The sequence below is a fragment of the Bacillus salitolerans genome, from assembly GCF_042680805.1.
In the GTDB taxonomy this organism is placed as follows: Bacteria; Bacillota; Bacilli; order Bacillales; family SA4; genus Bacillus_CJ; species Bacillus_CJ salitolerans.
The window spans coordinates 86,281-92,702 of record NZ_JBHUEM010000021.1; the positions used below are offsets into that span (position 1 = coordinate 86,281).

7 protein-coding genes are annotated in these 6,422 nt (G+C 38.1%); 6 read left to right on the forward strand and 1 reads right to left on the reverse strand.

Going from position 1 to position 6,422, the window contains the following annotated elements:
* Positions 1–276 precede the first annotated feature (276 nt).
* The 4 genes from mscL to ACFSCX_RS14090 all read left to right on the forward strand — a co-directional run bounded on the left by mscL (position 277) and on the right by ACFSCX_RS14090 (position 3,881).
* A complete protein-coding gene (mscL, locus tag ACFSCX_RS14075; RefSeq protein WP_377928887.1) occupies positions 277–777 on the forward strand; it encodes a large-conductance mechanosensitive channel protein MscL in 501 nt (166 codons plus the stop codon).
* A gap of 47 nt (positions 778–824) precedes the next feature.
* Positions 825–1,790 (forward strand): UV DNA damage repair endonuclease UvsE, encoded by a 966-nt coding sequence (uvsE, locus tag ACFSCX_RS14080; RefSeq protein ID WP_377928888.1) that lies wholly within the window; start codon positions 825–827, stop codon positions 1,788–1,790.
* Positions 1,791–1,981: 191 nt separating this feature from the next.
* Positions 1,982–2,461: a PH domain-containing protein gene (locus tag ACFSCX_RS14085; RefSeq protein WP_377928889.1), complete on the forward strand. Its 480-nt coding sequence runs from the start codon at positions 1,982–1,984 to the stop codon at positions 2,459–2,461.
* Positions 2,451–3,881: a PH domain-containing protein gene (locus ACFSCX_RS14090; protein ID WP_377928890.1), complete on the forward strand. Its 1,431-nt coding sequence runs from the start codon at positions 2,451–2,453 to the stop codon at positions 3,879–3,881. Before ACFSCX_RS14085 ends, ACFSCX_RS14090 begins: the two co-directional genes overlap by 11 nt.
* A 33-nt stretch (positions 3,882–3,914) precedes the next feature.
* Here ACFSCX_RS14090 and ACFSCX_RS14095 read toward each other — a convergent pair whose 3' ends face one another.
* Positions 3,915–4,652: a rhomboid family intramembrane serine protease gene (locus tag ACFSCX_RS14095; RefSeq protein ID WP_377928891.1), complete on the reverse strand. Its 738-nt coding sequence runs from the start codon at positions 4,650–4,652 to the stop codon at positions 3,915–3,917.
* Between the two features lie 185 nt (positions 4,653–4,837).
* On the opposite strand from ACFSCX_RS14095, the gene acpS reads away from it, so the two are divergent.
* Both acpS and ACFSCX_RS14105 read left to right on the forward strand, forming a co-directional pair.
* Positions 4,838–5,194 carry a holo-ACP synthase gene (gene acpS, locus ACFSCX_RS14100; RefSeq protein WP_377928892.1) on the forward strand — a complete coding sequence of 119 codons (357 nt, stop codon included), beginning with the start codon at positions 4,838–4,840 and terminating at the stop codon, positions 5,192–5,194.
* Between the two features lie 79 nt (positions 5,195–5,273).
* Entirely contained in the window at positions 5,274–6,290 is a 1,017-nt protein-coding gene (locus ACFSCX_RS14105) for a LolA family protein (RefSeq protein ID WP_377928893.1), read from the forward strand.
* Positions 6,291–6,422 lie beyond the last annotated feature (132 nt).

Genomic DNA, 6,422 nt, shown 5'->3' on the forward strand with positions numbered 1-6,422 from the left:
TGCCATTTCATCCTACTCGAGGCAAAAAGGAAAATCACTTTTTCCTTGGTCAAATATCCTGTCATGAATAAAAGGGAAAACCACCCTATTTTCATGACAGAACATTTGCTTTGCCTTAGGCTGAACGGGAAGCACTGAGCCTTTGGTTATGTGAAAAATTAATCAACTTTCTTTAGCAATAAGATAATTACTCAATAGATCTAAACCTACTACACAGGTCAAGCTGTCATATCCCTCCTAGCAAGCCTCATACCTATAAGGGAGGAGGGGAGAAAGGTGAGATTTTTCCAAGACTTTAAAGAATTTGCCATGCGAGGGAATGTAATTGATATGGGAATTGGAGTAATTATTGGGACGGCTTTTGGGAAAATTGTCGACTCGTTAGTTACGGATATATTAATGCCGCCAATTGGATTACTAGTAGGAAGCGTGGATTTCTCCAACCTATTTGTAAATTTAACAAATAGCCAATACCAGACGGTGTTAGAAGCAAAAGAAGCAGGCGCAGCTACCATTAATTATGGAATCTTTGTCAATACAGTCATTCATTTTATCATTGTTGCCTTTGCGACCTTTTTACTCATAAAACAAATGAATCGTCTGAAAAAAGCTCCAATTGAATCCATTACGAAAAAGGAATGTCCTCATTGCTTTACAAACATTCCTACTCTCGCTAAAAGGTGTCCGAACTGTACTACACACTTAAAGGAAATCCTAATTGAAAACTCTACACCTGATGTGAACACACGTGCAAAACTTAAGATTCGTATCCGATAAAACGGGCTGGGACATACTACGAAAAAAGAGATAAAGTAGGTGTTACATTGACTATTGTTAGACTTGGTTATGTGGCAATGAGTGTTCATTTGCAAAATTGCTCCCCATCCCAAACAATGACCTTTGCCCAATTTCAGCGTATAAAAAATCGTGAAGCAGCCATTGAAAAGCTAGAAAAAATTGCAGCCTCCAATTTGGAAAATTGCCTCCGCCTACTGAAGCATAATGTTGCCCATGATATTTCATTCTTTCGACTTAGCTCCAAGCTGATTCCTCTAGCTAACCATGAGGAACTAAATGATTGGAGATATATGAGACCCCTAAAAGAGCCACTTTTAAGGCTAGGGGAATGGATAGATAAGTACTCGATGCGAATTGATTTTCATCCAGACCATTTTGTTATATTAAATTCACCTGATGTAGAATTGTTAAACCAGTCGATAAAGACTCTAAGTATGCATGAGGCCTTATTGAAAGGGATGAACGTAGATCTTGAGCACCGTTGTGTCATGCATATTGGGGGTGGGTATAATGATAAAGAGAAGGCATTAGAACAGTTTATTCATAATTGGCAGTATGTTCCTCACTCAATCCAAAAAATGATCATGCTTGAAAATGACGACGTGACGTTTCATCTTCGCGATACACTATATCTTTGTGAGAAATTAGGAATTCCACTTGTCTTTGATTATCATCACCACCTCGCGAATTTCGAGCATGAACATTGGGAAGATGATTGGGAAAGAGTTACAAATACTTGGTCCACATCCCCCTTACCACTCAAAGTACATATTAGTTCACCTCGAGACGCCAAAGATTTTCGTGCTCACGCTGACTATATTGATCCAAAGAACTTACTCGAATTTCTAGAGAAGGTTAAGGGCTCAGTCAAACATATAGATTGTATGATTGAAGCAAAGAAAAAGGATGATGCCTTATTTAAACTCATGAGTGATTTGAAACAGGAAAAGTATATTGAAATCATAAATGAGTCGACGTTTAAGATTCATTAATTAGCCCAGCCCCTATAAAGGGGTTTTTATATGTAATTGAGCACTATAAACGTAATGTCATAGGGTGAAAGGGACTAACTTGGAGATAAGTTAGTTGCTTAAGATGAACCAAGGACGGCGAGCATTTTGTTCTATCAAAAGGATATTTTTGGTATAGTTAGAGGAGATATTGTGAAATAGGAGAGTATATTGTGAGAAAAGAACCTTCCAATTCATTGAGTATAAAAGCATTAACCGTCTGGAGAATTACCGCCGCAATGAATATGGCGATTTTCTTCGCTATTATTGTAGCTTTTATTATTGTTTCGTTTATTTTTACTTTGCCATTTTGGATTAGTGTAGTTTTACTGTTTCTATGGTTAGTCCTTGCGATTTTCTTTATTGGCTTTTATCCAAGGATTCAGTGGAGAAGATGGAAATATGATGTGTTTGAATCGGAAGTTGAGATTCAGCATGGAGTATTTTTTGTGAAAAGAACACTTGTTCCTATGGTTCGTGTCCAACATGTTGATACGGTTCATGGACCATTATTGAGAAGATTTAAACTAGCATCGGTAACTATTTCTACTGCAGCCACTATTCATGAAATTCCTGCTCTAGAAGAAGAGGAGGCAGATTTACTGCGGGATCAAATTTCAAAGCTAGCGAGGGTGGTTGAGCATGATGAATGAACCGAGAAGACTCCACCCAGTAGCGGCACTTCTGCGATTTTTGAGATCACTTCGTGAACTTGCTGTTCCACTATTAATTTTTGTTTTTATTGGAGGGGGAAATGATGGCAGATTTTTTAGTCTACTCTACATTATGGGAATCATGTTATTAATTGTAGGATTTTTAGTTTATGGTATTTTGTCTTGGTACTTATATACATATCGGATTGAAGATGGAGAATTACGAATTGAACATGGAGTACTGGTTAGAAAGAAACGATATATACCGGTTGAGCGAATCCAAACGATTGATATTTCTGCTGGGATTATTCAACGACTATTTGGCCTCGTCAAAGTTCAGGTGGAAACGGCAGGTGGTGGAAATGAGGCAGAAGCCGTTCTTTCCGCAATTACTGCTACAGAGGCAGAGCAACTACGTAGCATGCTGCTAAGTGAAAAGAAAGAGAATATTGACAAAGAAGAAGAACATAGCGAAGTTTTTACCCTTCTTCCTAAGGATTTGTTTATCATGGCATCCACATCAGGTGGAATAGGGGTAGTTTTTTCTGCTGTCTTTGCTTTTATCACTCAATTTGATGAGCTTTTGCCAGATGACTATCTTCTCAGTGTGACAGAAGAAGTTATAAAATCCGGGGTTGTTTTTGTCACGTTTAGTGGTTTTCTAGTTCTTATACTTGCATGGATTATTTCTGTTATAAGCACAGCTATTAAATACGGGAAATACACCCTGATCAAAAAAGGGAATGAATTGTTAATAACAAGAGGACTCTTGGAAAAAAGGGAGTTGACGATACCGTTACATCGAGTTCAAGCGGTTCGAATACAGGAAAATATCATTCGTCAACTGTTCGGGTTTGCCTCTGTTTATATTGAGGTTGCCGGAGGGGCAATGGAGAAGAGTGAAGAGTATTCGACCTTTCTTTTACCTATCGTTAAAAAGAGTGAGATTAAGAACCATTTATTGTTATTTACACCTGAATTTTTTAGTAAGGATGAACAGTTCCAGCCTCTGCCTATTCGAGCGAGGAAGCGTTTTCTATTCAGAACGACGTTTCCGAGTATCGTTGCTGCTGCACTAATCAGTTGGTTTTTCCCTCCTTGGGGCTATATTAGTATAGTATTAATACCACTCGCTCTCCTATTGGGCAATAGAATGTTCCGTGAAAGTGGATGGTTATTAATGCAAAACAGGCTGTCGTTACGTTTTAGATTTATTAATCGCCATACGGTTTTAGCAAAAAAGAACCGTATCCAGTCTTTTAATCTTGTTCATTCGTTTTTCCAAAGGAAAAATAGGCTTACCTCGATTGTTATATCTGTACAGTCTAAAATGGCAGGCAAGCATTTTAAAGTAGTTGATGTTGATGAAGACGACGGCTATGAGTTATTTAAATGGTATTCTTATGAAAAATTTGAATAAAAAAGTGTAGAGAAGCAGCTTCTCTACACTTTTTTATTTTGAAAGGAAGCCAAAGAGCACTAAGATGCCTAGGACAATCCAAAATATCGCAGTTTTATCAAACCGTTTAGGAAGTATCTGTTTCAATGCTTTTATGTTAAAAGAAGGTGTCGATGATGAAGCATAGCTATAGGAATAGGAGCCTACTCGTTTCGGTAACAAAAAGGGTGCGATGATTGCCCCGCCAATAAATCCGAAAATATGACCGATAATATTGATATTTCCTCCAGAAAACGACATAATGATTCCAATAATTAATATCGTCAAAATGATTTGGGAATTCGCTCGGTCAATTAAATCCTTGCGATAAAACACCATGTAAAGGTAGGCTCCGAATAAACCATATATCGCTCCAGACGCCCCCACATGACTAAAATGAGAGTGTTCAAGGAATAGAGTGGCAATGTTTGCGACTAATCCTGAACCAATGTATAGAATCAGAAACTTCAAAGTACCTAACATTTTCTCTAGTGCTGGACCGAACAAAACAAGCGAGAACGAATTAAATAACACATGACTGAAACTAGCATGAAGTAAAATGGGAGTAAATAAACGCCACCATTCACCTTGCTCGATGAACATGTTATACCCGACCATGATTTCGAGTAAATACAGTCCTCCAGGTAAACGGAAATTAATCCAAACCCACAATATGAAATGAATAGCAACTAAAAATGATACAATAGGATAAAACCTGAGGAAGGTACGAAAATTTTCAGTTCGCAAAAACATATTAGAGTACTCCTTTTCTACTTATTTATTGCATGTAGCTTTTGTGGTTAGATTAACATATTTGTCTAGGGAGAATAGGAAAGAGTATCCGAGACATTTGTAACTTTTGTTTTTAATACTAACATATGTAAAGAGTATAGACATACATGATAGCTTTTAATAAATCGATAGTGGGAGGGATGAAAATGATCAAAGGGATTGGAATTGATATTATAGAAATTAGTAGGATCGAGAAATTACTTCAAAATGTAAAGTTTACCGACCGAATACTGACAGCGAAAGAGAAGGAACATTTTGTAGCTTTAGAAGGGAAGAGGAAGAGCGAATACGTGGCAGGAAGGTTTGCGGCAAAAGAAGCTTTTTCGAAGGCTATGGGTACTGGAATCGGTAAAGAGCTTAGCTTTTTAGATATAGAGGTTTCGAAGGATTCACTCGGAAAGCCTTACTTTTCACGTCCTCATATGGAGAATGTCCACTTATCCATCTCTCATAGTAAGGAATATGCGGTTGCACAAGTAATTATTGAAAGCTCGTCAAGCTAGTCTGCATATTCGGATACTTTGTCTCATATATTCATATTGCGAATCAATTTTTCAAGTATGAGACAAAGGGGTTGAAGACATGAGGAAGAAGTTAGGTGTGTTTTTACTAGCCATGCTAGTTGTCCTTGCTTTGGCAGGGTGTGGGGAAAAAAGTCAGGCGGATGTTGTAAAGTCATTGGAAGCAAAGATGGAAGAAATGTCTGGTTATAAAGCGAATGCAACGATGACATTAAAAACAGGTAGTGAAGAACAAGTCTATGAAGTAGAGATTTGGCACAGTAAACCACATTATTACCGCGTAAATTTGAAAAATACTCAAAAAGAACAGAGCCAAATGATTTTACGAAATGATGAGGGTGTATTTGTATTAACGCCAGCCTTAAATAAAAGCTTCCGCTTCCAAAGTGATTGGCCACAGAATAGCAGTCAAGCGTATCTTTATGAATCACTTGTAAAAGACATATTAAGGGATCCAGAAGCGGTATTTACAGCCAACGACAATCACTATGTGTTTGAAACAAAAACGAATTATAAAAACAATAAAGCACTTCCTGTTCAGGAAATTACGCTTAACAAGAGTGATCTAACACCTGCTACTGTAAAGGTGATGGACCCAGATCGCAATCCATTATTACAAGTAGACTTTACAAGCATTGAATTAAATGCAAGCTTTGATGAAGGCGCATTTGATATGCAGCGTAATATGACAGGAGCTCAAATGGAAGTTCCTACGATGGCAAGTGGTTCGGTCGAAGGACCTCTGCAAGTATTATATCCATTCGATATTCCAGAAGGTGTAGCATTAATTGGAGAGAAAGAAATGGAAACTGAGAATGGTAAGCGTGTCATTTTAACATATGGCGGAGAGGATAAATCCTTTACCCTTATTCAAGAGCGTGCTCGTATTGCTGATGTGGCTACTACATCTTCTGTAAGCGGGGAACCAGTAGACCTTGGCTTTACAGTAGGTGCACTTTCTGATAGTTCAGTTGCTTGGTCTCATAACGGGGTAGACTTCCTCCTAGCCTCGAATAATTTAACTCAAGAAGAGTTGTTAATGGTTGCTAGATCTGTCCAAGGTCAATCCATAAAGTGAAACTTCAATCAGTGGGGGTTTTCCTCATCCCCACTGATTGTTAGTTGAACCAATCGGGTTCTTACTGGCGCTTATCCCCCACTTAAACTTCTCGATTCATCTAAAGTTTTGAAGTGGGGGGCTTAGCGCCAG